Source organism: Erythrobacter sp. (genome assembly GCA_019739335.1).
GTDB lineage: Bacteria > Pseudomonadota > Alphaproteobacteria > Sphingomonadales > Sphingomonadaceae > Alteraurantiacibacter.
The window spans coordinates 2,317,669-2,341,994 of record CP073261.1 but is presented as its reverse complement, the minus strand read 5'-3'; the positions used below and the strand labels follow the sequence as shown (position 1 = coordinate 2,341,994).

At 63.8% G+C, this 24,326-nt stretch carries 24 protein-coding genes; 8 read left to right on the top strand and 16 right to left on the bottom strand.

Annotation, left to right across the window (positions count from 1 at the left end):
- Position 1: 1 nt before the first annotated feature.
- The 4 genes from JY451_11510 to JY451_11495 are packed head-to-tail and all read right to left on the bottom strand — an operon-like array spanning position 2 to position 5,910.
- Positions 2-334 (bottom strand): Rieske 2Fe-2S domain-containing protein, encoded by a 333-nt coding sequence (locus JY451_11510; protein ID QZH74308.1) that lies wholly within the window; start codon positions 332-334, stop codon positions 2-4.
- Position 335: 1 nt separating this feature from the next.
- The gene (locus JY451_11505; GenBank protein QZH74307.1) at positions 336-1,496 is read right to left on the bottom strand and encodes an acyl-CoA dehydrogenase family protein; all 1,161 of its coding nucleotides are present in this window, start codon (positions 1,494-1,496) and stop codon (positions 336-338) included.
- A gap of 15 nt (positions 1,497-1,511) precedes the next feature.
- On the bottom strand, positions 1,512-3,413 hold the full coding sequence (locus JY451_11500) for a PQQ-binding-like beta-propeller repeat protein (GenBank protein QZH76700.1): 1,902 nt from the start codon (positions 3,411-3,413) through the stop codon (positions 1,512-1,514).
- Between the two features lie 25 nt (positions 3,414-3,438).
- A complete protein-coding gene (locus JY451_11495; GenBank protein ID QZH74306.1) occupies positions 3,439-5,910 on the bottom strand; it encodes a TonB-dependent receptor in 2,472 nt (823 codons plus the stop codon).
- Between the two features lie 157 nt (positions 5,911-6,067).
- On the opposite strand from JY451_11495, the gene JY451_11490 reads away from it, so the two are divergent.
- Genes JY451_11490 through JY451_11475 form a run of 4 tightly spaced genes read left to right on the top strand, consistent with a single transcriptional unit; the run spans position 6,068 to position 8,574 of the window.
- Complete coding sequence (locus tag JY451_11490; GenBank protein ID QZH74305.1) at positions 6,068-7,420, top strand: aromatic ring-hydroxylating dioxygenase subunit alpha; 1,353 nt, start codon at positions 6,068-6,070, stop codon at positions 7,418-7,420.
- A gap of 17 nt (positions 7,421-7,437) precedes the next feature.
- Positions 7,438-7,728: an antibiotic biosynthesis monooxygenase gene (locus tag JY451_11485; GenBank protein QZH74304.1), complete on the top strand. Its 291-nt coding sequence runs from the start codon at positions 7,438-7,440 to the stop codon at positions 7,726-7,728.
- Positions 7,715-8,035, top strand: a complete 321-nt coding sequence (locus JY451_11480) for an antibiotic biosynthesis monooxygenase (GenBank protein QZH74303.1) — start codon at positions 7,715-7,717, stop codon at positions 8,033-8,035. Before JY451_11485 ends, JY451_11480 begins: the two co-directional genes overlap by 14 nt.
- Complete coding sequence (locus JY451_11475; GenBank protein ID QZH74302.1) at positions 8,032-8,574, top strand: nuclear transport factor 2 family protein; 543 nt, start codon at positions 8,032-8,034, stop codon at positions 8,572-8,574. Before JY451_11480 ends, JY451_11475 begins: the two co-directional genes overlap by 4 nt.
- Before the next feature lie 4 nt (positions 8,575-8,578).
- Here the strand turns inward: JY451_11475 and JY451_11470 are convergent, their stop codons facing one another.
- Genes JY451_11470 through JY451_11440 form a run of 7 tightly spaced genes read right to left on the bottom strand, consistent with a single transcriptional unit; the run spans position 8,579 to position 15,695 of the window.
- Positions 8,579-9,988 (bottom strand): 2-oxo acid dehydrogenase subunit E2, encoded by a 1,410-nt coding sequence (locus tag JY451_11470; GenBank protein QZH74301.1) that lies wholly within the window; start codon positions 9,986-9,988, stop codon positions 8,579-8,581.
- A 5-nt stretch (positions 9,989-9,993) separates the two neighbouring features.
- The gene (locus tag JY451_11465; protein QZH76699.1) at positions 9,994-11,004 is read right to left on the bottom strand and encodes an alpha-ketoacid dehydrogenase subunit beta; all 1,011 of its coding nucleotides are present in this window, start codon (positions 11,002-11,004) and stop codon (positions 9,994-9,996) included.
- A 10-nt stretch (positions 11,005-11,014) separates the two neighbouring features.
- Positions 11,015-11,986: a thiamine pyrophosphate-dependent dehydrogenase E1 component subunit alpha gene (locus tag JY451_11460; GenBank protein ID QZH74300.1), complete on the bottom strand. Its 972-nt coding sequence runs from the start codon at positions 11,984-11,986 to the stop codon at positions 11,015-11,017.
- Positions 11,986-13,329, bottom strand: coding sequence for an aromatic ring-hydroxylating dioxygenase subunit alpha (locus tag JY451_11455; GenBank protein ID QZH74299.1), 1,344 nt, complete (start codon positions 13,327-13,329; stop codon positions 11,986-11,988). The genes JY451_11460 and JY451_11455 overlap by 1 nt, the downstream gene beginning before the upstream one ends.
- A gap of 23 nt (positions 13,330-13,352) precedes the next feature.
- Positions 13,353-14,114 (bottom strand): SDR family oxidoreductase, encoded by a 762-nt coding sequence (locus JY451_11450; protein QZH74298.1) that lies wholly within the window; start codon positions 14,112-14,114, stop codon positions 13,353-13,355.
- A 2-nt stretch (positions 14,115-14,116) separates the two neighbouring features.
- Complete coding sequence (locus JY451_11445) at positions 14,117-14,881, bottom strand: SDR family oxidoreductase (protein QZH74297.1); 765 nt, start codon at positions 14,879-14,881, stop codon at positions 14,117-14,119.
- 58 nt (positions 14,882-14,939) lie between these two features.
- On the bottom strand, positions 14,940-15,695 hold the full coding sequence (locus tag JY451_11440) for an SDR family oxidoreductase (protein QZH74296.1): 756 nt from the start codon (positions 15,693-15,695) through the stop codon (positions 14,940-14,942).
- Positions 15,696-15,796: 101 nt separating this feature from the next.
- Between JY451_11440 and JY451_11435 the strand changes: the two genes are divergently transcribed.
- A complete protein-coding gene (locus JY451_11435; GenBank protein QZH74295.1) occupies positions 15,797-16,450 on the top strand; it encodes a TetR/AcrR family transcriptional regulator in 654 nt (217 codons plus the stop codon).
- 6 nt (positions 16,451-16,456) lie between these two features.
- On the opposite strand, the gene JY451_11430 is transcribed toward JY451_11435, so the two are convergent.
- Positions 16,457-17,182, bottom strand: coding sequence for a ThuA domain-containing protein (locus JY451_11430; protein ID QZH74294.1), 726 nt, complete (start codon positions 17,180-17,182; stop codon positions 16,457-16,459).
- A gap of 102 nt (positions 17,183-17,284) precedes the next feature.
- Here JY451_11430 and JY451_11425 point away from each other — a divergent pair, with 102 nt between their 5' ends.
- Positions 17,285-18,499, top strand: coding sequence for a CoA transferase (locus JY451_11425; protein ID QZH76698.1), 1,215 nt, complete (start codon positions 17,285-17,287; stop codon positions 18,497-18,499).
- Here the strand turns inward: JY451_11425 and JY451_11420 are convergent.
- Positions 18,487-18,855: an OB-fold domain-containing protein gene (locus JY451_11420; GenBank protein ID QZH74293.1), complete on the bottom strand. Its 369-nt coding sequence runs from the start codon at positions 18,853-18,855 to the stop codon at positions 18,487-18,489. The genes JY451_11425 and JY451_11420 overlap by 13 nt on opposite strands.
- A gap of 68 nt (positions 18,856-18,923) precedes the next feature.
- Here JY451_11420 and JY451_11415 point away from each other — a divergent pair, with 68 nt between their 5' ends.
- A complete protein-coding gene (locus tag JY451_11415) occupies positions 18,924-20,075 on the top strand; it encodes a thiolase (protein ID QZH74292.1) in 1,152 nt (383 codons plus the stop codon).
- A gap of 25 nt (positions 20,076-20,100) precedes the next feature.
- Positions 20,101-20,661 (top strand): carboxymuconolactone decarboxylase family protein, encoded by a 561-nt coding sequence (locus JY451_11410; protein ID QZH74291.1) that lies wholly within the window; start codon positions 20,101-20,103, stop codon positions 20,659-20,661.
- Positions 20,662-20,719: 58 nt separating this feature from the next.
- Here the strand turns inward: JY451_11410 and JY451_11405 are convergent, their stop codons facing one another.
- From JY451_11405 to JY451_11395, 3 genes are all read right to left on the bottom strand, one after another.
- Complete coding sequence (locus JY451_11405; GenBank protein QZH74290.1) at positions 20,720-22,219, bottom strand: CoA-acylating methylmalonate-semialdehyde dehydrogenase; 1,500 nt, start codon at positions 22,217-22,219, stop codon at positions 20,720-20,722.
- Positions 22,220-22,317: 98 nt separating this feature from the next.
- Positions 22,318-23,100 carry an enoyl-CoA hydratase/isomerase family protein gene (locus JY451_11400; GenBank protein ID QZH74289.1) on the bottom strand — a complete coding sequence of 261 codons (783 nt, stop codon included), beginning with the start codon at positions 23,098-23,100 and terminating at the stop codon, positions 22,318-22,320.
- Positions 23,093-24,277: an acetyl-CoA C-acyltransferase family protein gene (locus JY451_11395; protein QZH74288.1), complete on the bottom strand. Its 1,185-nt coding sequence runs from the start codon at positions 24,275-24,277 to the stop codon at positions 23,093-23,095. The genes JY451_11400 and JY451_11395 overlap by 8 nt, the downstream gene beginning before the upstream one ends.
- Positions 24,278-24,326 lie beyond the last annotated feature (49 nt).

Here is a 24,326-nt window from a genome sequence, read left to right as displayed (position 1 = left end):
GCTAGTTTGCCCCCGGATCGAGCCGCACGTCGAGATCGACGAGAATGCGCCCGTCCACCTCCTCGCATTTCCACGCCTTGATCGGCTGGTCGGTCAGGTCCCCGCTGGGGCAGCCGTTGCGCAGGTCGAAGCGCACGCCATGCAGCGGGCAGAAGATGAACACCTTGCGCACCTTGCCGCCGTGAAGTTCCTGATAGGCGTGGCTGCAGCGGTTCTCGACCGCGAACACACCCGCTTCGCTGCGCACCAGCAGCACCTGTTCTCCGCCATGTGCAACAACCATGGAGCCCTTCGGCGGCACTTCATCCGCTGCGGCGATGGCTTCGAGCGCCATGTCAGCGCCTCTGATCGAACCGGCGGCCTACCATGGCGCTGGCGATATTGGTTTTCTGGATATCGATCGCACCCCCGGCGATGCCCCAGCCCCAGGCGTCGCGCAGCCGGCGCTCCATCGGGAAATCCTTGCTGTAGCCATAGGCACCCATCAGCTGCACCGCGTTGCCGGTCACTTCGCGCGAAATGGAATTGGCAAAGCACTTGGCGACCGAGCTTTCGAGGATCGAGGGAAGGCCGTCCTGCGCGTTCGAGGCGGCGCGCCAGATCAGCAGCCGCGCCGCATCCACCTGCATCTGCATTTCCGCCAGCTTCAGCTGGACTGCCTGGAAATCGACGATCGGCTTGCCGAACTGCTTGCGCTCCTGCACGTATTCGATGACGTCTTCAAGCGCGCCCGAAGCCTGCGCCAGCGACATGGTGGCATTGCCGCAGCGTTCGAGATCGAACGCTTCCATCAATTTCTTGAAGCCGCCAGCGGGCACGACGAGATTGGCTTTCGGCACGCGACATTCGTCAAACATCAGGTCCGAAGACGGAATTCCGCGAAAGCCCATCAGCTGCTCGTTCGGGCCGAAGGACAGGCCGGGCGTGTCGGCCTCCACGAACAGCGCGCCGATGCCCTTGGCGCCCGGATCGTCGGACATGCGGCAATAGACGACATAGCCATCGGCATGGCCGCCGCCCGAGCACCAGCGCTTGGTTCCGGTGATAACGTAGTGGTCGCCATCCTCGATCGCGCGCGTGGCCAGGTCGGTCAGCGCGCTGCCCGCGTCGGGTTCGGACATGCTGACCGCCACGATCATGTCGCCGCTGCACACGGAAGGCACCACGCGGCGGCGCAGCTCCTCACCCGCAAAGCGCTCGATCGCCCGCACCGGACCGACGCAGGATTCGAAAACGGGGAAAGCGACGGCCGAGGAAATCTTGCCGAATTCCTCCAGCACGATCAGCGCTTCAAGATTGCCGAGGCCCATGCCGCCCAGCTCTTCCGGCACGTTCATGCCGAGAAAGCCGAGATCGGCATATTGCTTTACCAGCTCGCGCGAAGGCGGGTGATTGTCCGCTTCGAGCCGGTTGGCAATAGCGGGCAGTTCCTCGCGCGCGAAGCGGCGGGCGGCCGCCTGCAATTCACGCTGGTCGTCGGTCAGGCTGAAGTTCATCGGGGCGGATGCGTCCTATTGCTTTTCGAACACCAGCAAGACGTTGCCGGGCATGTGGAAATAGAGGCCGTAACCGGAATTGACGATCACGTGGCCGTTGTAAACGGCCGGACCCGGGCCGCTCATGCTGCCTCCGGCAGCCGTGGTCCCGCCGATCGTCTCCACCGGCTGGCGGGTATCGTAGGACCACAGGACTTCGCCCGTAGACCCGTCATAACCGGCCAGCCGCCCATCGAGATGCCCGGCGATCACTGCGCCGGGTACGGCGGTGGCGGCAGAGGAAATGCCCGGATCGCAGTACGATTCGCCATTGCAGCGGTTGTCGGCGAAATTGCGCCACAGGATGTCGCCGGTGGCGGCGTCGAGGGCGTGGATTCCTGCGCCATTGATGGCAGCATCGTAAATGCGCCCATCGTACGTATCGGCAAGATCGGTGATCGGCACGTAGACAGTGCTGCCTTCCGCCGCGAGGCCGAAGTGGACCCCGCCTTGCGTGCCGCCATGACCGAGCCTGGTCTGCCACAGCAATTCGCCGCTATCGGCATCGACACCGTGGACCACGCCAGATTTCTGCCCGACAACGATCACGTCGCGCCCGCCGCCCACCGGTACGATCAGCGCCGAAGCGGCAATATCGAGATCGGGGCCATTTTCTTCCGGGCAGTTCTCGTTGGCGAGCATGCAGCCCACATTCCAGGCATCGTTCTGGGTAAACTGGACCTGCCACAGGCGGCTTCCGGTCCGCGCATCGACTGCAAACAGCGCGTCCGAATTTGCGTCCGCCGGGGAAGAATAGTTCTCTCCCGAACCGAAATAGAAGCGGTCACGCGCGGCGTCATAGGTTGGGCTGTTCCAGACGGGGGCGCCAGACGGGCCGAGGATGCGTGCGCCGACGCTGGTTGTTCCCTGCTCGGCTGGTGGATTGGGGACGGTATAGGTCTTCCACACCTGCTCCCCGCTCGCCGGGTCGAGCGCCACAACGGCACCACGGAAAGTGCAGCAGCTGTAATTCGGATCCGCTGCCGATGTCACTTCGAGCGAGGACACCGGAACCGCCAGCAGCCCGCCGCCCAGCGTGGGCGTTCCGGTGATGGTGGCATTCGGATGGTCGTCGGCATCGACCCGCCAGATCTGCTCGCCGCTCATCGCGTCGACGGCGTAGACCCGGCCGAGAATATCGCCGAAATAGAGCCGTTGCGCCTCAGCATCCGCCACGATCCCGGTGCGCACTTCGGCCCCGGCACGATAGGTCCACCGGGTGCAGCCGGTGTCGATATCGAACGCATAGACCGTGCCGGACTGGCTGCCGACGAAGATGGTATCCCAGCCTACGGCGGGCTGTGAGCGTGCGCGGATCGCCCCCGGATAGGCGAAGGCCCATTTCAGGCGAAGACCGGGAATGTCGTCCGCTTCGATCCCGCCGGTGGCGGCAGGCACGAAGCGCGAATTGTCATGCCCCCATCCCACGCGGGCGGGCGGCGCGCCGCTGCCGCCCACGCCGGGATCGGCGCAGGCCTGCGGCGGAGCCGGGGGCACGTAGTCGTCCAGTTCGATGCGGGCGAGGTATTCGGCGATATGCAGCTGATCCGCTTCGCTCAGGTGCGCTGCCTGCTGCTGCATGATGCCTTCGCGCATCGATGACAGGATGGCATCGGGCTCAAGCATTTCCAGCCAGACCACGGCAGGTGCCTTGGGCACGGTGCCACTGTGGCAGGCCAGGCAATTCTGCGCGAACAGGGCCTGGCCAGGGTGGTTCTGCAGGTCGATCGGCGTGCCGTTGCGCGCCTGCAGTTCCTCCAGCGATTCCATCCGCGACGGACCTTCGCCTTCGTTCCCCGATGCCGGGAGAGGCGGGGCATCCTGCCCGAACGCAAGCGATGCGCATGCGCCGAGCAGGATGGCCGATGCCAGTGCGATCCAGCCGTAGCGGTCCTTCATCGGTTCAGTTTCCGAAGTTGAAGCCCACCTGGACCCCGAAATAGGCTGGCGGCCCGTACTGGCTGTTGAGCCACAGGCCAGCCACGTTCTGCGAAGCGGTGCGGTAGCGTTCGTCGGTGATGTTCTGGGCGATCAGGCGCAGATAGTAGGCATCGTCAACGTCGCTGAGCGTGATCGAGGCATTGAGCAGTGTCCGCGCGTTGAGGAACGTGTTGCCCAGCGGACTGTCGATCGCCTGGGTGAACAGGCTGCGGCTCTGGTGCGCGAGGCTGGCGTTGAACACCAGTTCGTGATTGCTGCCGAGCTCCTGGATGTAGGTGCCGTCGAGAGTCCACTGCAACTCCGGCGCGCGATCCAGCGGGGAAGTCGACAGGTCATAACCGGCCGTGGGTGCATCGTATTCGCCATACTGCGCATCCTGATAGCCCAGTACCGCGCGTAGCAGCAGGTTGTCGGTCGGCTCGGCGGTGAGTTCGGCTTCGATCCCGGCCACTTCCGCGCTTGCCGCATTGACGAAGATCGTCACCTGATTGGGCGAACCGTTGACGACCAGCGGTACGTTGAGCTGGCGCTGCAGGTCATTGTATTCGACATAGAAGCCGGTCAGGTTGAAGCGCATCGCATTGTCGAACAGTTCCGACTTGAAGCCCACTTCGTAGCTGTTGGCGGTTTCCGGATCGGTTGCCCGGGCCGCTTCGGCAAAGGCATCGAGGTCGGTCCCGAAGGGCGCGAAGCCGCCGATCTGGTCGTTGAAACCGCCAGCCTTGAAGCCGCGCGATGCGGTGGCATAGGCGAACAGGTCAGGGGTCGCCTGATAGCCGAGGCTGACGCGCCAGGTCAGCTGGTTGGCGCTGTCGTCCACCCGGATGACCCCGGCCGGGTAATTGTAGACGCTGGCGTCGAGCGCTTCGTCGATCGTCAGGCCAAGATCGAACCCACCTTCGAGCGCGGGGATGAAAGTCTGCTGGCGGCCATACCAGGTCTTGTCTTCCCAGGTGTAACGCATGCCGCCGGTAAGGATGAGTTCGGGGGTAATCTCGAAGGTGCCTTCGCCGAACACCGCAAGCGATTCTGCCTCCTGCGCGTTGCACAGGATGTAGGGCGTATCGTTCCAGTTGCCGAACGGCAGCGGACCGGCCGTCAGGTCGAGGAAGCCGAGAATCTGCGAAACGCAGAAGTCGGTGTCGTCGGTCTGGTAGAAGCCTCCCGCCACGATATCGAAAGGCCCGCCGAAATCGCTGGCGAAGCGCAGTTCCTGCTGGAAAGTCTCGCGGTCATCGTCGCGCGTGGCATCGAAGATCGACAGCGGGTTGCCCTGCGCATCGAGCGGGGCATGGCCCGGGTAGCTGTTCGGCAGCCGCGACTGCTGGCTGCGCCAGCCGGTGACGGAGGTCAGCGTGCCGGCATCGAAAGTGAAATCGATATTGGCATAGAGCCCGTCCACGTTGATGCGCTGTCCGCGCCCGGCGAACAGCAGCGCATCGTCACGCAGGGTGATGGCCGCGTTGTCCAGCGGATCGTCGCTGTCCGGGTTGAAAGAGCCGGTGTTGAGCAGGTCGGTCAGGAACGGCGTGGTACCGGTAAATCGGTCGTTTTCGTTGACCGAGGGAACCGAGCCGGAGCGATCGCGCAGCATTTCATACTGGAACAGCGCGGAAATATTCTCGGACGGTTCGAACAGCAGCTTGGCGCGGCCCGAATAAACTTCGGTATTGCCGATCCGGTCGCCGTTCAGGCAGCCGCTCGACCCCTGGAAGGGGTTGGCGACGAAACCGGTGACGGGGCCGTAGCAGCCGCCATTGCGGTAAAAGCCGTCATCGGTCTCGATCCCGCCGACGAGGCGCAGAGCCAGCACATCGTCGATAATCGGGACGTTCACCGCATTGGCAATGTTGAAAGTTCCCCAGCCGCCGACTTCGGCACGGCCCTGCCAGCTGAGTTCGTTCATTTCCGGGCGCACCGTGCGCACGACCACCGCACCGCCGGTGGTGTTCTTGCCGAACAGTGTGCCCTGCGGACCGCGCAGTACCTCGACCTGCGACACGTCGAAGGTGTCGAGAAGCTGGGTCTGGACGCTCGGGACAACGAAATCGTCGACCAGCACCGCCACGGGCGGTTCGAAATAGACGATGATGTTGTTCTGCCCGACACCGCGCATGGCGAAACTGGCCGCGTTGAAGCCGGTGATCGTTTCTGCCGAGAAATTGGGAACGAAGGCGGCCAGTCCGCCGATATCGCTGAGGTTCGCGCGATCGATCAATTCCGCATCGATGGCAGAAACGGCGATCGGAGTCGTCTGCAGGTCGGAATCGCGCCGGGTGGCGGTCACGATGATTCGCCCGATGCCCTGTTCGTCTTCCTGCGCGCCTTCCCCGGCCGGATCGCCGCCCACATCCTGCGCGCCGGCAATCGACGGCATCGCGACAAAGGACATCGCCGCCCAAGCAGCACCAACATAGAGTACCGACTTCTTCATCACAATCTCCCTGCAACTTTCCTTGCAGCCGGGTTTCGTCCCAGCTTGCCGGTTGACAGCGCCTTCCTGCCACAGCAGAATATAACAATCAATCATGCTTGTTTTTTTTAATTCGTCGGCGACCCGGATCGACGATGCAGGCAGTGGGAGAATTCGCGTGAACTTCGATTTCCGCAACTGGGCCATCCACGTTGGCGATCCGCACCCTTTCAACGCCGAACGGCCGCGACCGGACAACGGCACGCATCGCCCTGATCCATCCCGCTTTTTCACTCCGGAATACGCGGAAGAGGAGTGGGAGAAGATGTTTACGAAGACCTGGCTCCTCGCCGGTGTCGAAAGTGACATCCCGGAGGAGGGGGACTGGTTGCGCTTCGAAATCGGGCCTGAATCTTTTGTCGTGGTGCGTCAGGCCGATGGCGGCGTGCGCGCATTCTACAATGTCTGCCCCCACCGCGGCAGCCAGATCGCGCTGGCGGACTTCGGATCGGCGAACAGCTTCGTCTGCCCGTTCCACAGCTGGAAATTCGCTATCGACGGGACCAACACCCACATCACCGACAAAGAGACGTTCCATCCCGACGTGCTATGCCACAAGACCGACCTGGCCGAAGTGCGCTGCGAGACAATCGCCGGGTTGGTCTTCATTTCGATGAACGACGAGGTGATTCCGCTCGCCGACCATCTCGGCGAGGTGGCCGAGCATCTCGCGCTCTACGAGATCCAGGACATGGTGGTGGTGCAGCACAAGAAGTCGGACTGGGCCGCGAACTGGAAAGGCGGGGTCGACGCGTTCTACGAAATCTACCACCTGCATTCCGTGCATCCGCAGACGCAGGCGGTGATGGACGATCGCACGCAGATCGACCTGTTTCCCAACGGCATGAGCCGCCAGTTCGTGCCCTTCGCCCAGCCCAGCCCGCGCTTCCCCGACCAGGAAACGGTGAACGCCGGGATCAGGATGATGCTGGCCGATGCGGGGATCGACCCCGAAAGCTTCGAGGGCACGGCACAGGACAGCCGCGCTGCCATCCAGCAGGCCAAACGCCAGCGCTCGGACAAATACGGCCTCGGCTACGAACGCTTCAGCGATACGCAGCTGAGCGATTCCACGATTTACGGTCTCTTTCCGAACATCCAGATCGGCTGCCATCCCGAAGCGGTCTTCATCCACCGCTTCCTGCCCGACGCCGACGATCCCAAGCGGTTTACCTACGAAACCATCATCCTGTTCAAGCCCGAGGATATTCCCGGCCACCGCCCCCCTGCATGGATGGGCTTGGCGGAAGACGCGGACATTACCGGAATGACCCGTCCCGACATCGTCCACACCGCAATCGGCGAGCCGCCCGAACTGGGCGAGGTGCTGGATCAGGACAGCGAACTGCTCCCGATCGTGCAGAAGGGCGCCCGCTCACGCGGTTTCGCCGGGCCGCTGTGGAGCGAGCAGGAAGCGCGATTGCGGCATTTCCATGCCGAGCTGGACCGTTACATCAACGGCGAAAAATGACAGGACGGGAGCAAGCGATGCCGACCACATTCCTTTCAAGGTTCAAGATCAAACCCGGCACGGATGCCGAATTCGTCGAGTTGATCGACGCGATGGAAGCCAATGCCGCACGCGAACCCGAAACGCTGCAGTACAAGTTCTATCGGCTGGACGAACCCAACGCTTTCGCCGTGTACGAAAGCTTCACCAGCGAAGCGGCGGATCTCGCGCACCAGCAGAACCCCGAAAGCGCACCGATCATCGCGCGGATGATCGAATGCATCGACGGCACCTACACCCGGGAGTATCTCTACGATGTCAAAGGCTGAACGCGGCGGCGCGCCGGGCAAGAGCTTTATCGCCACGCTCCGCGTGAAGCCGGAAAAGCGGGCCGATTTCATCGCCTGCCAGACCGAGCTCAAGGCGCTCGTCCACGAACAGGAGCCCGATGCCTGGGTCTACGAGGTGCTGCAGGCCGATGACGACGAAAACCTGTTCTACTGCATTGCCACGTTCAAGGACCAGGCGGCGTTCGACCATCACATGCACATCGACTTCCACGGCCGGCTGGTGCCGCCAATTCTGGAATGCCTGGCAGAAGACATGCAACTGGCGTTCCTGCGTTCGCATTCATGAGCGATGCCGCGCTGGCCGGGCGCCTGCGCCGCATCGAGGACCGGCTCGACATCGCGCAATTGCAGGCGCGCTACACGATCCACATCGATGACCACGATCTGGACCGGATTGGCGAACTGTTTGCGCGCGACGGATGCTTCCGCTCCGCCGATGGCGTAATGGGGGCCCACGGGCGCGAGGCAGTGTGCGAGCAGTTTCGCGGCCGCTTCGCTGCGCTTGGTTTCGGCTTTCATGTCACGCACGATCACTGGATCGAGCTTGACCCCGAGGACCCAGATCGTGCCAGCGGGATCGTATCCAGCCATGCCGAAGTGGTGCGGCAGGGCACGCCGATGATCGTGGCCATGCGATACCAGGACAGCTACGTTCGGGAAGATGGCGCCTGGCGGTTCGCCGACCGGCTGCTGCGCTTCTTCTACTATCTTCCGGTTGCGGACTATGCGGGCGCCCTGCCAACGCGCGAGCGGATGCGCGCCTATGGCGATTGTCGCGCTGCCGATCTTCCCGAGGGTGCCCCTACCTTCGAAACGGACAGCTGAGCGGTCAGAGCTGGTCGGGGTTCTCGACCAGATCGGCCAGCGCCGCAAGGAAGCGGGCACCCTCCACACCATCGATGGCGCGGTGATCGCAACTGAGCGAAAGATGCAGGACCGGGACGATGCGGATCGCGCCGTCATCGTCCACCGGCTCGGGCCGTGCCGCGCCAACTGCGAGGATCGCGCCCTGCGGCGGATTGATCACGGCATCGAAGGACTCGACGCCGAAACTGCCGAGATTGGAAATCGAGAAGCTGCCGCCCTGGAATTCCTCCGGACGCAGCTTCCCGGCGCGGGCGCGCTGGGCCAGCCGGGCGCTTTCCCGCGCAATGTCCTGCACGCTGCGTTCGTCAGCATGGGTGATGATCGGCGTGATCAGGCCGCGATCGGTCGCCACCGCCATGGCAATGTCGGCATGCGCAAAGCGATGGATCGCGCCATCGTGCACCTGCACGTTGCAACTCGGCACTTCGCGCAGTGCCAGCGCTGCGGCGCGGATCAGGTAATCGTTGATGGTGCCGATCTTCCCCTCGCGCTCGCGCAGGGCAATCAGGGCATCCGCCCGCACCCGGCGGCGCAGGTAGATGTGGGGGATCCCCTGCTTTGCCTCGGTCAGACGACGGGCGATCGTCTTGCGCATGGCCGTCATCGGTTCGATCGTGACCTCTGCGCTCGTAGAACTCGCCACTGCTGTTGGAACGGCAGCCGATTTGGCGCCTGCAACGGCCAGAACGTCCGCCTTGCAGATCCGCCCGCGCGGCCCGGTACCCGCAAGCCCCGCAAGATCCACGCCGTGCTGTGCGGCAATCCGCCGTGCAAGCGGGCTTGCGAAAGCCTCTTCCTGCCCGGACGGCGCAATCGGCCCGCGAAGTACCGGTGCGCGCGAACCGGCAATCGCCTTGTCGACATCCTGCCGGGTGATGCGGCCGTTGCGCCCGCTGGGGACTATGTCTTCCACCGACAATCCCGCAGCCTCCGCCGCGTGCCTTGCGGCTGGTGAAATCGCGAGGGCGTCGGGTAACGCGGTTCGCTGAACCGGGGCCGGTGCGGGAGTCGTCTCCTCACTGGGTACCGAGGTTGGAACCGGCTGTTCCGGCGCGCTTGCAGCCGCGGCAGAGCTTCCCGCCGGCCTGTAGGCCGCCACGAAAGCATCGATTTCCGCTGCGCTGGCATCGGGCGGTCCCATCACGCCCAGCAAGGCCCCCACCGGCTTCGTCTCCTGCGCCCTCGCCAGAATACGCACGAGGCAGCCATCGGCTTCGGCCTCCACTTCGTTGGTGATCTTGTCGGTCTCGATCAGCACGATGACATCGCCCTTGGCGAAAGGCTTACCCTCCGCCACCTGCCAGCCCGCGACAGTTCCTTCGGTCATCTCGATGCCCCACTTGGGCATGGCAAAGGGCTTGAGCGACGCCATGCGCCTCAACCCCAGTCCAGCGTGCGGCGAACCGCTGCTTCGATGGCGGGCGGGCCGGGCACATAGGCACGTTCGAGTTCGGGCGAGAAGGGCACCGGCGTATGCGGCGCGGTCACGCATTCGGGCGGGGCATCGAGGCTGGTAAAGGCCTTCTGCGCCACCATAGCGGTAACGTCTGCCGCAAGGCCGCAGCGCGGCGGGCATTCGTCCACCACCACCAGCCGCCCGGTCTGCTCCACGCTGTCGAGGATGGCCTCCTCGTCCAGCGGACTGGTCGTGCGCGGGTCGATGATGTCGCAGCCGATCCCTTCCTCGGCCAGCTTGTCGGCAGCCTTTTCGGCAAAGCTGACCATGCGCCCGAAAGCGACGATGGTGACATCGCCGCCTTCGCGCACCATCCGGGCATGGCCGAACGGCACCCGGTGAACTCCGTCGGGCACTTCGCCTTTCTTGCCGTACAGCGCCTTGTGTTCGAAGAACATCACCGGGTCATCCCCGTGCAGCGCCTCGTTGAGCAGGCCCTTGGCGTCCGCCGGGGTGGTCGGCATGGCAACCTTCAGGCCGGGAATGGCGGTGAGCAGGTTGTAAAATGCCTGGCTGTGCTGGGCAGCGGCATTCATTCCCGCGCCGTAGATCAGCCGCACCACCACCGGGCAGCGCGCTTCGCCGCCGAACATGTAGCGGAACTTGGCAATCTGGTTGATCAGCTGGTCCCCGCAAACGCCGATGAAGTCGGCGAACATGAGCTCTGCGACCGGCCGCATTCCGGCCAGCGCCGCGCCCGCGGCTGCGCCGACGATGGCGCTTTCGGAAATGGGCGTGTCGATCACCCGATCAGGACCGAACTTGCCGATCAGCCCGGTGCTGGTGCCCCAGATGCCGCCGATGGCCTCCTGTCCGCCCGCGGTCCCTGCCCCGCCAGCCACGTCTTCGCCCAGCAGGATGACGCTGGGATCGCGTTCCATCGCCTCGTGCAGCGTCTGGTTGATCGCCTCGCGGATGTTCATCACGCTCATCGTCCGGCCCTCAATATTCTGCATAGACGTCTTCGGTGACGTGCGATGGATCGGGCCTTTCGGCCTTGCGCGCGGCATCGACAGCCGCATCGATCTGCGCCGCGACCTCGGCATCGACAGCGTCGAGTTCGGCAGAGCCGAAATGCTGCTGGGTGACGGGGGATGCGCGGAAGATCTTCAGCGCATCGCGTTCCTCGCGCAGGCGGTCGACTTCCCCCTTGGCGCGATAACGCTGCGGATCGCCTTCGAAATGGCCATAGAAGCGCTCGGTATCGAGCTCGATGGCGGCAGGAAGGTTGGTGCTGCGCACATGATCGAGCAGTGCGGCCATCGTTTCGAAGGTGTCGTAGAAATCGCAGCCGTTGGCCCGCCATGCCTTCATGCCGAAGGCCTCGGCACGACTGGCGATATCCAGCGCTGTCCCGACGGCATAGCGGTCACCCGTGTGCTCGGAATAATGGTTGTTCTCGAACACGAAGATCGCCGGCACCTTGATGACGGCGGCCATGTTCATCGCCTCGAAGGTGGTGCCCTGGTTGCAGGCCCCGTCGCCGGAAAAGGCAATGGCGACCTTGCCATTGCCTTTCGCCTTGGCCGCAATTGCCGCGCCGACAGCCTGGGGCGCCCCGGCACCGACAATGCCGTTCGCGCCCAGCATGCCGATGGAGGTATCGGCGATATGCATCGAACCGCCGCGCCCCTTGCACAGGCCTTCGCGGCTGCCGTAGATTTCCTTCATCATCCCCGAAACGTCGCAGCCTTTGGCAATGCAGTGCCCGTGGCCACGGTGGGTGGAGACGATCATGTCATCCTTGTCGAGATGTTCGCAAACGCCGACCGCAGCGGCTTCCTGTCCGGCATAAAGGTGCGTGAAGCCGGGGATTTCGCCCTTGGCGATTTCCTCGTGCAGGCGTTCCTCGAACTGACGGATGGTCGCCATGCGGCGATAGGCGCGCAGCAGGCCGTCTTGCGAATACTGCATCAGATATCCCCTTCGCCCGGCCCGTTATGCCCGTACAGGTAATCGCTCAGCGTCTTGTGGAAGTGCCGCAGGCGGACTTCCTGCTCGCCGATCCACAGCCCCTCGAACGCCTCGCTGTTCATGCCCGCCTGCACGTGGGGCAAGTTGAAGGCGTCCTGGTCGAGCACCTGGCCAATGGACTTGTCGCCGTGGCGGAAAATCTGGTGGCGCACCCGTTCCGGCCACTTCTCACCTTCGGGCACCAGTTCGAACATCCAGATATCGTACAGCATCCTGTTCGGATCGGTCGGGTGAGGTCGCTGCCGGAACATCATCACGTCATCGGCATGGACGTTGAGCGAGACATTGGGAAAGATCGTGTAGTGGTAATCATCGGTCAGCTGGTCGTCGTTCAGCGCCGAATAGTCCTTGCCCTGCGCAGCGCCATTTTCCCGCTTGAACTTCTGCAAGGCCTCGCGAACCCCGTCGATCGGCCCTTCGTACTCGGCCGGGTCCATTCCGGCGGCTTCCATCATCCCGCTGAAGAGGGGAGGGAGGATCGAGGGCAGCGAAACGCGCGGGCTGACCGCGGCAAAGGGGATCAGGTAACGGTTGTGCTTGTCGTAGCAGTCGTACTGCACGTTCACATCGTCGAGATACCATTTCAGCTGCGGGTGGATCCCCTGCACATGATAGGTTTCGCTGAAGGCATCCACGCTCGCCTTCCAGTTGCAGTCCCACTCCACGGTAATGTCCCGCGTCCAGGCCATCCGTTCCATGTGATAGGGATCAAGGTGTTCGGGGATCACGCCGAGATAGTCGCGCAGCGGCTCGACATCGGGATTCAGTGAAAACCAAACGAAGCTGCCCCACTCGTCCACCTGCACCGGGCGGACCCGTCCACACGGTGGCGGACCCTGCGGGAAGGTTTCCCGGTCCGGAATGTGCAGCAGCTTGCCCTTGGGCGAATAGGCCCAGTGGTGATAGCTGCAGCGGAAAATCCCGTCTTGTTCCTTGACCGAACCCAGCCCTTCTTCGGCGACCAGCCGGTTGCCGCGATGCAGGCAGAGATTGTAGAAGCCGGCGACCGAGCCATCCTTTTGCCGGACCAGCAGCACCGACTCCTTGCCGATGTTGGTGCAGATGTAGTCGCCAGCTTCCGGAATATCGTCGGACCTGCCGCCGAGCAGCCACACCTTCGTCCACATGCGCTCCCATTCGAGCTGCATGAATTCCCTGGAGGTGTAGCGTTCTGCAGGGATGAGTGCGTGGCCCAGACCCGGATCGGGCGCCTTTTCGACCGGTGTGCCGCCGGGCACTGCCTCGGCAACGCGCTTGATCTGCTGGTGGCGTTTCACATCCATGGCGCTGGCTTTCCTGCTCCGCCTCAGAAGTGGGTGTTGTTGGTGAAGCCACCATCGACGACGATGTGAGAGCCGTTGCACCAGCTTGCCGCCGGGCTGGCGAGGAAGGCCACCACGCGGGCGATTTCCTCCGGCTTGCCAAAGCGGCCCTGCGGATGCTTTCGGATCAACGACTGGTAGAATTTCTCCATCGCCCCCTTCAGCATTTCCCAGTTGCCGCCTTCGAATTCCACCGGCCCGGGGGAGACCACGTTGACCCGGATACCGTCCTTGCCATGCGCGAGGCCGAGCTGTTTGCCATAGGTGATGAGCGAGGCTTTCAGCGCATTGTAGGCCTGCGGCCCGCCCATGTCCTCCAGCGCGGAAGTGGTGCCGATCAGCACGATCGCGCCGCTCTTGCGTTCGATCATCCCTTCGAGGACCGCATCGATCGCCCGCACCGGTCCCATCACGTCCACGGCGAAGTTCTTTTCCCAGTACTTCAGGCTTCCCAGACCACCCGAAGCGGAAGTTATCGGAACCAGGATATCGACCCCGTCGAGCTCGCCGTCTGCCCACTGCATCCAGGCCCTGAACTGTTCCGCATCGGTGACGTCACAGCCTTTCCCGATGACTTTCGTGCCGTATTTCTTGAGGTTGGCAATGGCATCCTTCACCGAGTCATCGTTGCGCGCGGTGACGGCCACGTCGCAACCTTCGCGGGCGAGGGTTTCTGCGACCGCATAACCAATTCCGCGTGCACCGCCGACGACAATCGCCTTCTTGCCCTTAAGTCCAAGATCCATCCCTATGCCTTTCGTAATGTCTGGAAGTCGCTCTTGTCGGGCAGACGGCCCAACTGCGCCCCGCCGGAGACCTGGACGATCTCGCCGGTTGTAAAGCAATCGTCCGAGGCGAGCCATGCCACTGCCGAGGCGACTTCCTCGGGCGTGACTGCGCGCCGGCCTATCGGCACATGGCCGAGATAGAGAGCAGCGAGCGCCGGATCGGCGAAAATTCCCTCGGTCATCGGCGTACGCGAGAAACCCGGAGAAACCGCGTTCACGCGAATGCCCCTTTCGCCCAGTTCCACCGCTGCCACGCGGACCAGCTGCTCCAGCGCCGCCTTGGCGCAGCTGTAGGACGCAAGCCCGACGCCGGCGAGGCTCGCGGTCAGCGATGAAAACATCACGACATTGCCGCCTGTCGGCATCGCCGGAATGGCATGCTTCAGCAGCAGCGCGTTGGCGGTGAAGTGCAGTTCCATCTGGTCTTCGATCTGGGCACGATCGATCCGTGCGATTCCCCCGGCGCAGGTGGTTCCCGCAGCGTTGACCAGCACGTCGATCGCACCGGTCTGTGCGAACATTGCCGCAATCGAATCCTCGTTACGGATGTCGCAGACCACATGGTCGCCGCCCAGTTCCTGCGCCAGCGCGGCCACCGCGTCCGCGCGCCGTGCCGCGACAGTCACCTGGCAGCCATCGGCGGCTAGACGCTGCGCAACAGCCTCTCCGAGACCACCCCGGCTCGACGCGCCGATGACCAGTGCCTTCCTGCCGGTTCGTTTCATGCACCAATCCTAGGACATGCCGCCGCCACTGCAAGAAAAAAGTCAGGCATGATTGTTTTTAAGGCCGGATGCTGCCGCCGTTGTCGATGAGATATTCGCCGCCTGTCAGGAAGCGCGCATCGTCGCTGCAAAGGAACACGATCAGGTTGGCAACATCGTCCGGCGCACCGATGGACCCGGCGGGAAGAACCCCTTCGGGGATTTCCTGCTGTTCCCCCGGACGCCCCATCGCGCCCTGCACCATGGGAGTCTCGATAGCCGAGGGATGGAGCGTATTGCAGCGCACCTTGTATCCCTGATCCTGGCAATGGATGGCAATCGACTTGCTCATCGAACGGACCGCACCCTTGGCAGCGGAATAGGCGAAGAAGGGCGGGAAACCAAAATGCGAGGCGTTGGAGCACATGTTGATGATCGAGCCGTTTTCGGACTTCGCCAGCAAGGGAAGCCCCAACTTGCAGCCGAGAAACACGCCCTTGCACATGATGTCCATCGTGCGATCGAACTGCTCAACAGTGGTCTGTTCGGGATCGGCGACAATCACGATTCCGGCATTGTTGACCAGAATGTCCAGCCGCCCGTGATCGGCGGCAATGCGGTCATAGACGGCCCGCCAGTCTGCTTCCGATGCCACATCGTGCCGCATGGCTATGGCGCTGCCCCCGATCTCGTCGGCGACGGCCTGCGCCGCGCTTTCGTTGACATCGGTAACATAGACCAGCGCTCCCGCTTCGGCGAGGCGCAGGCAATCGGCCTTTCCCAAGCCCGATCCGCCGCCGGTGACCAATGCGATCCTGCCTTCCAGCTTTCCCATGAAACTTCTCCCGGATGATTCGTTTGACTGCCCGCTTAACCCTTTAGTATGGTCGCGTGTAAAGCAGTCATGCCTGTTTATTTCCAGACCCTAGGCCATTCATGTCAGCGCGCAAGCAAAGCCCCCTCCTGACCGATACTCTGCGCGATACTGCGCGGCCGCTGATCGAGCCGACCGCGCAGGCGCTGAAAAGTGCCAAGACGCGTTCCCGGCTGATCGAGGCGACGATCCGCTGCCTGGTGAAATATAGTTATGCCAATACCACCACGCCCAAGGTGGCGGAAGAAGCAGGCCTGTCGCGCGGGGCGATGCTGCATCACTTCGAGAATGGCCGACAGCTCATGCAGGCCACGCTGATCGAATTGCATCACAAGCGGCTGCGTGCCTTTCGCCGAGCCGTGGGCACGCTGAACGATGATGCACGCACGCTGTTGCGATCCTATTGGGAACAGCTCCTCAGCCCCAAGTTCGTGGCTTTCCAGGAATTGGCCAGCGCGGCCCGCACCGACAAGGAGCTGGCCGCCACGCTGGAGCCGGTGCGCAAGGAATTCAACGAGCGCTGGCACGATCTGGCCATCGAACTGTTCCCGCAGTGGGGGAGAGACCCGAAAGCCTTCAGGGTCGCGCTGGCGCTGACCCACAACACGCTGGAAGGCATGGCGCTCAACCGGCTGACTTTCGGTATCGACGAGGAAGAGATCGAACTGGTGCTCGATCATCTCGAAAAGGTCATCCTTGACCTCCGCCCGGCTTAATCGTCGCTAGCGCCCGCTTCCCCAGCGGATCGCGCGCCGCAAAAGTTCATAGAATACCGGGTAATTCCAGGCACATCGCTCGACATGCGGGTAATAGGCGGCGATCGGCTGGAGGTCATAATGCCCCCGGCAATGGCCGAGCGTCAGGTACATGATTGCGCCGTTTCCGATCCTGCGTTCATAGAGCACCGGCACTTGCGCCTCGTCCAGGCCTTGCAGGCCAAATTCGGCGCAGTCACCCCTGAAAGAGGTGTGTAGCAGCGTCTCGATGTCTCCCGTCTGCCGGGTCAGGTAGAGCTCGTCTACCACCGAAAAATCGCGCAGGCCTGCTGTCATCGGGTGATCGCTGCGGGTGACATGCACCTTGAAGGGCACGATCGGCGGGTGACCGACGAACTGGGTCCCGAGCAGTTCCATGAACTGCGGTGCCTCGTCGGGCGTTTCCACCCGACCGCCATCGCTCAGGCGCAAGATCGAATTGGTCCCGTGCAGGGCCAGCCAGCGCCCACCCTGATCCAGCCAGCGGCGCATTGCTTCGACCTGATCATCGTCGGGAACGAGGTCGCAGGTATAGGTAATCAGCAGGTCTGCTGCCGCAAGGAGCCCGACGTCGTCATAGCTCGACGCAACGCTGGTGCGCAGTTCCGGCCGTTCTGCCAGCAATTTGAGCAGTTCCAGCCGGGCAAAATCGATATCATGGTATTTTCCGGCCGCGATCAGGTGAACGCGCATGGTCTTTCTCCCGGCACCAGCGGCCACCGGCCTGCTGCCCCTTGCACTTCGGCCATTCCCGGCGCAAAAACAAGCATGATTGTTTTTTTTGAAGGATTGCTGATGGCCGGGGCAGGCGCCGGAAAAGGTCCGCTGGCGGGCGTGCGGGTGATCGATTGCACCAGCGTGCTGATGGGCCCCTATACCACCCAGATCTTTGCCGACCTTGGCGCAGACGTGATCAAGGTGGAGTCTCCTGCGGGCGATACCACCCGTGCCTTGCCGCCAGGTCCGACCGAAGATTGCGGCGCGATGTTCATGAATGTCAATCGCGGCAAACGCAGTCTCGTCCTCGACCTGAAGGACGAAAAGGGCCGGGATGCCTTGCTGCGGCTGGTCGAGGGCGCAGATATTTTCATCCACTCGATGCGGTTGAAGGCCATCGAGCGATTGGGGCTTTCCTATGCCGATCTGAAAAAGCGCAACTCCTCGATCATCTACGCCAACCTGTACGGATACGGGCGCAATGGCCCCTATGCCGACTATCCTGCCTATGACGACATCGTGCAGGCAGCGTCGGGCATTGTCGACCTGCAGGCCTCCCTGTCCGGCGGGGAGCCGACCTATCTGGCGACCGTCGTGGCCGACAAGGTGGCCGGCCTTACGGCTGCCTACGCAGTCATCGCTGCCCTGTTTGCGCGGGAGCGGCTGGGCATGGGGCAGGAAATCGAAGTGCCGATGTTCGAGACGCTGGCATCCTTTGCCATGCTCGAACATCTGTGCGGCGCGGTGTTCGATCCCCCGATCGGTCCCCCCGGCTATGTCCGCGCGCTCTCGCCCGAGCGACGCCCCTATCGCACGGCGGACGGCTATATCGCGGTAATGATCTACAATGATCGCCAATGGCGCAATTTCTTTGCTGTCATCGGCAATCCGGAATGGTCGCGCGATCCGATGTTCCGGTCGCTGCGCACGCGAACCCAGAACATCTCCGCAGTTCTCAGCCAGCTTGCCAGCGTCATGCAGCAACGCAGCACGCAGGAGTGGATGGCTGTTTTTGAGGAAGCGCAGTGCCCTGCCATGCCGGTCCGTTCGATCGACGACCTGCTCGACGATCCGCATCTGGAAGCAGTGGGCTTCTGGCATCGCTGCGAGACCCCGGATGGCATGGTGCGGATGCCGGGAATGCCGGTCCACTTTTCGGAAACGCCCGGTCAGGCGGGGCGTCCCGGCCCACGGCTGGGGGAAGACAGCGCCGAAGTGCTTGCCGAGGCCGGTTTTACCCCGGCCGAGATCGCCGAACTGACACCGGGCTTTCCGGCGGATCAGGCGGGATGAAACACCACCAGCGGCCCATCCGGTTCATGCGCGATTGCCGCGATCACCGCTGCGCCAATGGCCGCACCGTCCGGCGCAACAGTGTCCACGCGGCTCATCATCCGCACGCCCTCTTCCAGATCGACCAGCGCGACGTGGTAGGGCTGCTGCGGCGGGCGCTGGCTGACCACGGTAAGCGAATACACCGTTCCCCGCCCGCTCGTCTCGACCCATTCGAGCGGCTGTCCTTGCGGTCCGGTCAGGCGTGGCGGAAAGTAGCATTTGCCGTCAACGGGATCGCGTTGCAGCAGGATGCGCCCCTGTTCCAGCGCCTGGCGCCAATGGGCTTCGGGGCCGAGCGTTGGTTGGGAGTCCATGGCGCTTGGCTATGGCGCGCAGCGGAAAAGGTCAATCGCGCGGCGAACCGCAAGCGCGGTGGCGCGCGATGAGCGATCCCTTCCCTCGCGCAAGTGCAGCTATCGCCGGGCTGGCTACCTTCGGGATCGGGGAGACGCCCGGCTTCACTTCTCTCGAACTCGCAGCACAGGCGGGCCTGCTGGCGCTTGATGATGCGGGCATGTCCATCGCCGATGTCGATGCGCTGTTCTGCTGCCTGCCCGACGATCTGTTCGCCGGGCTCTCGCTGGCCGAGACCTACGGCATCCATCCGCGCTTTACGGACAACAACCGCACGGGCGGATCGTCCTTCGCCAGCCATGTGATCACCGCTGCGGTGATGATCCACGCGGGCTATATCGACTGCGCGATCGTCGCCTATGGCTCCAACCAGCGCAGCAGCGGCGGCAAGCTGACGACGCCTGCCAGAAGTTCCCGCTGGGAAGCCCCGTACCGCCCGCTCTATCCGCTCAGCAGCTATGCCCTTGCCGCTGCGCGCCATGCCCATGAATTCGGCACCACGCGCGAACAGATGGCGGCGGTGGCCGTGGCGGCCCGGCAATGGGCGAACACCAATCCGGAGGCTTTCGCGAAAGGCGAATTGACCATTGCCGACTGCCTTGCCAGCCGCATGATCAGCAGCCCGATCAGCAAGGCCGATTGCTGCCTTGTAACCGACGGCGCAGCGGCCATTGTCCTGACCTCCACCGAGCGCGCAAAGGATGGCCGGAAGCCGGCCGTGCCGGTGCTCGGTGCGGCGGCGGCAACCTGGCACAATGCAATCAGCCGGGCGGAAGATCTCACCCGCACTGCTGCAATCGAATCCGGCGCGCGGGCCATGGCGGCGGCGGGCGTGGTGCCGGGCGATTTCGACACGGTGCAGCTCTACGATGCCTTTACCATCAACACGATCCTGTTCCTCGAAGATCTCGGCTTTTGCGCCAAAGGCGAGGGCGGACCCTTTGCTGCAAGCGGGGCGATCGCGCCCGGGGGCAGCCTGCCGGTCAACACCAACGGTGGCGGCCTCAGTTGCTGCCATCCGGGCATGTACGGGCTGTTCGCCATCATCGAAGCCGCGCGCCAGATCCGTGGCGATGCCGCCAACCAGCAAGCCGATGCCAGGCTGTGCCTTGCGCATACCAACGGCGGAACGCTCTCCAGCCAGGCCACGCTGGTGCTGGGCGCGATGGAGACTGTCTGAAGAGTGAAGCCAGGAGAGTAGAGCCATGCCCCGTATCCACATCCCGTCCGAACATGCCCACGATCCGCTGTCCTATGCCTGGGGCCAGTTTACCCCCGAAATCGGTGCCGCGGCAGCGGCTTACTCGCTCGCGGTCTACGAGCATTCGCAGCTCTCGATGCGTGAAATGGAAGCGGCCAGGATGCGGACTGCGCTGATCAACGGTTGCCACCTGTGCCGCGAGATGCGGGCGGACCGCGATCTTGCCGGGCACATAGAGCGCAGCGGCGGCGACGTGGCCCGCGCCGCAAGTGTTCGTGACAACACGCCGCCGCCGGAGGAATTCTACGCAGCCGTAGCCGATTGGCGCCAGTCCGCGCTGTTTTCCGACCGCGAGCGCCTCGCCATCGAATATGCCGAGCGGCTGGGCGAGGCCCCGAAGTCGATGGATGAGGACGAGCACTTCTGGGAGCGTATGCACGCTCATTACACGGATCGGGAAATCGTCGACCTGACGTTCTCGATCGGCTCATGGATGGCACTGGGCCGCTTTACCCACGTCCTCGCGCTCGATGGCGTCTGTATGCCGACGATGAACAGGTCATAGGCCCTCATCCACGACGACTTGCGCCATAACTACCACTGCGGCACCGCGGAAGTAGCGCCTACCCCATCGTCGGGATCAAGAACGCGTTCGATCCATCGCCGCCGCCATCGGGCCAGCGCTGGGTGACCTTCTTTGCCTTGGTCCAGAACCGCAGGCCTTCCATGCCGTACTGGTCGGCATCGCCGAAGCCCGAGCGCTTCCAGCCGCCGAAGCTGTGGTAGCTCACCGGCACCGGGATCGGCACGTTGATGCCGACCATGCCGACATTCACCCGGTGCGCGAACTCGCGCGCGGCGTGGCCGTTGCGGGTGAAGATCGCGACGCCGTTGCCGTACTGGTGCTCGCTGGGGAGCCGCAGCGCGTGCTCGAAGTCGGTGGCGCGCACGATCTGGAGGACGGGGCCGAAGATCTCTTCCCTGTAGCTTTCCATGTCGGTGGTGACGTGATCGATCAGCGTCGGCCCGACGAAGAAGCCCTTCTCGAAGCCCTGCAGGCTGAACCCGCGCCCGTCGACGACGATCTCGCCGCCTTCGGCCTCGGCAGTGTCGATCCACTTCTCCACCCGCGCCTTGTGTTCGGGGGTGACGACCGGGCCGTAATGCGCCTGCGGATCGCTCGACACGCCCACCCGCAGCGCGTGGATCGCCGGGACCAGCTTGGCGCGCAGCCGCTCCGCCGTCTCCTCGCCCACCGGCACCACCACCGGCAGCGCCATGCAGCGCTCGCCAGCACTTCCGAAAGCCGCGCCCATCAGGTCGTTCACTGCCTGATCGAGATCGGCATCGGGCATGATGACGCCGTGGTTCTTCGCCCCGCCCATCGCCTGCACCCGCTTGCCCGCCGCCACGCCGCGACTGTAAACGTACTGGGCGATGTCGGACGAGCCGACGAAGCTGACCGCAGCGATATCGCGGTGGTCGAGGATCGCATCGACCATTTCCTTGTCGCCGTGCACAACCTGCAACAGGCCTTCGGGCGCTCCGGCTTCGAGGAACAGCTGCGCCAATCGCACCGGCACGCTCGGATCGCGTTCGCTCGGCTTCAATATGAAGGCATTGCCCGCCGCAATCGCCATGCCGAACATCCACATCGGGATCATCGCCGGGAAGTTGAACGGAGTAATCCCCGCGCCGATCCCCAGCGGCTGGCGCATCGAATAGACATCGATCCCCGGCCCGGCGCCGTTGGAATACTCGCCCTTCAAGGCCTGTGGGATGCCGCAGGCGAACTCGATCACTTCCAGTCCGCGCTGGATGTCGCCCTTGGCATCGTCGACCACCTTGCCGTGTTCGCTGGCGAGCAGTTCGGCGAGATCCTGCATGTTCTCCTCGAGCAGGCGCTTGAAATTGAACATCACCCGCGCCCGGCGCTGCGGATTGGTCGCCGCCCAGGCGGGCTGCACTTCCTTCGCCTTCGCCACCGCCAGATCGAGCAGCGCCGCATCGCCCAGCACCACCTCCGCCTGCACTTCACCCGTCGAGGGGTTCCACACCTTGTGCGTCCGGCCCGTTCCGCCTGAACCTGCCCCACCGGCGATGAAATGATCGATCTGGCGCATGCAAACTCTCCATTCTTGTCCGGTCATCAAGGGCCGGTGGTTATTCAATAAGTCGGACTGGCCCGAACCTTTCGCGGCCCGGGCAAGATTTCTATGACTCAGCGCCCGATAAAGGCCGGGGTGCGCTTTTCGCCGAAAGCGGCAATGGCTTCGCGGCAATCCGCCGTATCGCCGGTGCGCTGCTGCGCCTCGCATTCGCGTTGCAGCGCTTCGGCATAGCTGCTCGATTGCGCCAGCCGCACCGCACGGCGGATTTCACCGTAGGCGGTGGTTGGACCTTCTGCGAGCCGCTGCGCCAGCGCGAGCCCGTGCTCTCGCAAATCTGCCGCCGGCACAACCTCGTGCGCGATGCCCCACTCGCAGGCCTGCCGCGCATGGATCGGTTCAGCCAGCATGAGTGCCCGCGTTGCCCGTGCCGGGCCGATCAGCCGGGGCAGCATCCAGCTCGCGCCCGCGTCGAGCGCGAGGCCGACCCTGGGGAAAGCGAGCAGCAGAAAGCCGTCTTCCGCCATGATCGTGAAGTCCGCAGAAATGGCGAGCGAGGCTCCAGCCCCTGCGGCGGCCCCATGGACCAGGGCGATAACCGGGATTTCCAGATCGGCAAGCGCGAGCATCAGCGGATTGATCGACCGCGCTATTCCCTGCCGTAGCACCTCGCCAAAGCCCTCTTCACCCGCGCCGTCCATCCTCAGGTCGCCGCCCGAACAAAAGCCCTTGCCAGCACCCGCCAGCACCAGCGCCCGAGCATCTCTTGTTTCCTCCAGCGCCGCATGGAGCACGTCGGCCATTGCCCAAGACAAGGCATTGCGCGTTGGCGGATCGTCAAGCGTGAGCACCACGACATCGCCGATCCGTTCGGACCGCACCAAGGGGTCAGCCATCCATGTTCTCCACCACCAAGGCGATGCCCTGACCGCCACCGATGCACATGGTGACCAGGCCATAGCGCCCACCGGTGCGTTTCAGTTCGTACATGCACTTTACCGTCAGGATTGCGCCGGTCGCACCAACCGGATGGCCGAGCGAAATACCCGAACCGTTGGGATTGGTCCGATCAGGGTCGAAGCCAAGCTCCTTCGCCACGCCGCAAGCCTGCGCGGCAAAGGCCTCGTTACTTTCGATCACGTCGATCTGGTCGAGCGCGAGGCCGGCCCGCTTCAATGCCACCGGCACCGCGCCCACCGGCCCAAGGCCCATGACTTCCGGCTCCACCCCGGCATGGCCCCAGCCGAGGATGCGCGCCATCGGGGTGCGTCTTTCGCGCGCAACTGCTGCCCCGCTTGCCAGCACCAGGGCGGCCGCGCCGTCGTTGATACCGCTGGCGTTGCCCGCCGTTACCGTCCCGTCCTTGCGGAACACCGGGCGCAGGCTCGCCATGCCTGCTGCCGAAGCATCGGTCCGCACGTGTTCGTCGGTGTCGAACACCACCGTTCCCTTGCGACCGACAATTTCGACCGGCACGATCTGCTCGCGGAAACGCCCTTCGGCTATGGCGCGGGCGGCCCGGCGATGGCTTTCGACCGCCGCGGCATCCTGTTCCTCGCGACTGATGCCGCATCGCTCGGCCACGTTTTCGGCAGTGATGCCCATGTGGAAGTTGTGAAACGGATCGTGCAGCGCGCCGAGCATTCCGTCCTGCAACGACAGATCACCCATCTTGGTGCCGAAGCGCGCGCCATTGGTCATGTGAGGGGCACTGGACATGCATTCCGTTCCTGCGGCGATGGCATGATCGCATTCGCCCAGGCGGATCGCCTGCGCTGCCGAGACGATCGCCTGCAGGCCGGACCCGCACAGACGATTGACGTTCATCGCCGCGCTCGAGACCGGCACCCCCGCGTTCACCGAAGCGACCCGGCTGACATAGGCATCCGAGGGCTGTGTGGGGATGACGATACCGACCACCACCTGCTCGATCGCCGAGCCATCCACCCCGGCCCGGGCGATCGCTTCCTTCATCACGATGGTGCCGAGTTGCGCCGGGCGGAATTGTGCCAGCGAGCCGCCAAAGGTGCCGATGGCGGTGCGCACGCCCGAAAGGATGAAGATGTCTTCCATTGTGGTTTCCTGCTTTGGTTCGACCGGCAACAGGGGTCATCCGCGTTAC

Bases quoted from the DNA above. Each gene is read 5' to 3' on its own strand.
- JY451_11395 (QZH74288.1), bottom strand. From the start codon at position 24,277: ATGGAAGACATCTTCATCCTTTCGGGCGTGCGCACCGCCATCGGCACC.
- JY451_11485 (QZH74304.1), top strand. From the start codon at position 7,438: ATGCCGACCACATTCCTTTCAAGGTTCAAGATCAAACCCGGCACGGAT.
- JY451_11465 (QZH76699.1), bottom strand. From the start codon at position 11,004: ATGAGCGTGATGAACATCCGCGAGGCGATCAACCAGACGCTGCACGAG.
- JY451_11435 (QZH74295.1), top strand. From the start codon at position 15,797: ATGTCAGCGCGCAAGCAAAGCCCCCTCCTGACCGATACTCTGCGCGAT.
- JY451_11405 (QZH74290.1), bottom strand. From the start codon at position 22,219: ATGCGCCAGATCGATCATTTCATCGCCGGTGGGGCAGGTTCAGGCGGA.
- JY451_11430 (QZH74294.1), bottom strand. From the start codon at position 17,182: ATGCGCGTTCACCTGATCGCGGCCGGAAAATACCATGATATCGATTTT.
- JY451_11450 (QZH74298.1), bottom strand. From the start codon at position 14,114: ATGGATCTTGGACTTAAGGGCAAGAAGGCGATTGTCGTCGGCGGTGCA.
- JY451_11480 (QZH74303.1), top strand. From the start codon at position 7,715: ATGTCAAAGGCTGAACGCGGCGGCGCGCCGGGCAAGAGCTTTATCGCC.
- JY451_11460 (QZH74300.1), bottom strand. From the start codon at position 11,986: ATGCAGTATTCGCAAGACGGCCTGCTGCGCGCCTATCGCCGCATGGCG.
- JY451_11510 (QZH74308.1), bottom strand. From the start codon at position 334: ATGGCGCTCGAAGCCATCGCCGCAGCGGATGAAGTGCCGCCGAAGGGC.
- JY451_11455 (QZH74299.1), bottom strand. From the start codon at position 13,329: ATGGATGTGAAACGCCACCAGCAGATCAAGCGCGTTGCCGAGGCAGTG.
- JY451_11425 (QZH76698.1), top strand. From the start codon at position 17,285: ATGGCCGGGGCAGGCGCCGGAAAAGGTCCGCTGGCGGGCGTGCGGGTG.
- JY451_11495 (QZH74306.1), bottom strand. From the start codon at position 5,910: ATGAAGAAGTCGGTACTCTATGTTGGTGCTGCTTGGGCGGCGATGTCC.
- JY451_11410 (QZH74291.1), top strand. From the start codon at position 20,101: ATGCCCCGTATCCACATCCCGTCCGAACATGCCCACGATCCGCTGTCC.
- JY451_11415 (QZH74292.1), top strand. From the start codon at position 18,924: ATGAGCGATCCCTTCCCTCGCGCAAGTGCAGCTATCGCCGGGCTGGCT.
- JY451_11440 (QZH74296.1), bottom strand. From the start codon at position 15,695: ATGGGAAAGCTGGAAGGCAGGATCGCATTGGTCACCGGCGGCGGATCG.
- JY451_11445 (QZH74297.1), bottom strand. From the start codon at position 14,881: ATGAAACGAACCGGCAGGAAGGCACTGGTCATCGGCGCGTCGAGCCGG.
- JY451_11505 (QZH74307.1), bottom strand. From the start codon at position 1,496: ATGAACTTCAGCCTGACCGACGACCAGCGTGAATTGCAGGCGGCCGCC.
- JY451_11400 (QZH74289.1), bottom strand. From the start codon at position 23,100: ATGGCTGACCCCTTGGTGCGGTCCGAACGGATCGGCGATGTCGTGGTG.
- JY451_11470 (QZH74301.1), bottom strand. From the start codon at position 9,988: ATGGCGTCGCTCAAGCCCTTTGCCATGCCCAAGTGGGGCATCGAGATG.
- JY451_11475 (QZH74302.1), top strand. From the start codon at position 8,032: ATGAGCGATGCCGCGCTGGCCGGGCGCCTGCGCCGCATCGAGGACCGG.
- JY451_11420 (QZH74293.1), bottom strand. From the start codon at position 18,855: ATGGACTCCCAACCAACGCTCGGCCCCGAAGCCCATTGGCGCCAGGCG.